The sequence below is a fragment of the Saccharothrix sp. CCNWYY140 genome (assembly GCF_037401995.1).
Taxonomy (GTDB): Bacteria; Actinomycetota; Actinomycetes; order Mycobacteriales; family Pseudonocardiaceae; genus Actinosynnema.
In genome coordinates this window covers 1-1320 of the sequence record NZ_JBBEGC010000241.1, presented here as the reverse complement: position 1 = coordinate 1320, position 1320 = coordinate 1, and the positions used below count along the sequence as shown (strand labels likewise).

Annotated in this window: 1 protein-coding gene; it reads right to left on the bottom strand. The window is 66.5% G+C overall.

All coding sequences use genetic code 11. The annotated features are described in order from the left end of the window. Nucleotides 1-14 precede the first annotated feature (14 nt). On the bottom strand, nucleotides 15-1256 hold the full coding sequence (locus WBN91_RS39050; protein ID WP_337729342.1) for an IS4 family transposase: 1242 nt from the start codon (nucleotides 1254-1256) through the stop codon (nucleotides 15-17). Nucleotides 1257-1320: the final 64 nt, after the last annotated feature.

Genomic DNA, 1320 nt, shown 5'->3' with positions numbered 1-1320 from the left:
CTTGTCGGCGGTGGTCAGGGGGAAAAGTCCGCCTGGGCGGTGACCTGGCGGCGGACGACGCGGAGTGTGCGGATGAAAGACAGTTCGTCGGGGTCGACGTCGGCTTCGTCGGCGGCCCGGCTCATCAGGCTGCGGATGGCGTAGTGGGTGAGCAGCAAAGCCCATATCTCCTGCCGGACCATGTCGGGTGATTTCGACCGCAGTATGCGGGCGCTTCCGCGTTGACGGGTCTTGATCTCGCCGAAGGCGGTCTCGATCTCCCATCGCTGGTGGTAGCACCAGGCGAGTTCGGCGGCGGTGGCCTCGGCCGGTTCCAGGATCGTGGTGGCCAGGCAGATCAGTTCGCCGGTGCCGTTGCCCTCCCGGTCGGGCACTTCGTATTCCACGACCCGGACCCGGAATCCGTCCTCGGGGTCGATCGTGTTTCCGGCGGCGGCGTCGGCGATCAGTTGCGGGCGCCGGCGGGCACGGACCTGCGGGTTGAACAGGATCGAGTCGTAGGAGCCGTCGGGCAGCCATCGCAGCACGGGCAACCGGACTCCGGAGGCGATCCTCCACAGCAGGTCGGCGCCGGTGCCGGCGAAGTCCTCCCAGAGCGAGAAGCTGTAGAAGTTCCGGTCGGCGGTGACCAGCATGCCCGGTTCGATCGAGCCCGGCAACGTCCGGGCCAGGGTCTTCTCGTCGGCGCGGCAGCCGCCGACCGCGGCGTCGACGATCGCGTGCGATCCGCATTCGGCCAGCGCCACCACGAGCGCCTGCGGGAACCCGCCGGCTTTGCGGTCGTTGTCGCTCTTGCCGAACTCCGCCACATTCTCTTCGGTGTCCTGGAGATCGAGCATGAACCCGTCCACGGCCATGATCCGACGTGATTTCAGCCATGCCCCGCGGGCACCCGGCCCCGCGACCGGCACCGCGACCCGCTCGAACAGCAGACGCAACGGTTCGAACCCGAGACGCTGTCGCGCCTGCGCTATCGCAGAGGTCGACGGGACACTCCATTCACCGCGCCACGAGCCCATCGACTTCAACGATCCGACAAGCTTGCGCATGACCTCCTCGTAGTCGTCGTCGAAGAACAGGCACATCGCCTGACAGAACCGGACCATGACATGCGCGGGCAGAAGACGTGTCCGCTGCTCGCGTTTCCCGGTCTCGTCCAGGACCTCTTCGATCACGTCCCGTGGAACCACCTCGGCCAGAACGCCGAGAGAGATTCGGTCGACCAGTCGGACATTCTCGTCGTCCCCGACCGACACCTTCTTCTGACCAGCGCGAGCCACCGCCGAATCCTACCGCAAGCAGCCTAACTTAGCGGCATTG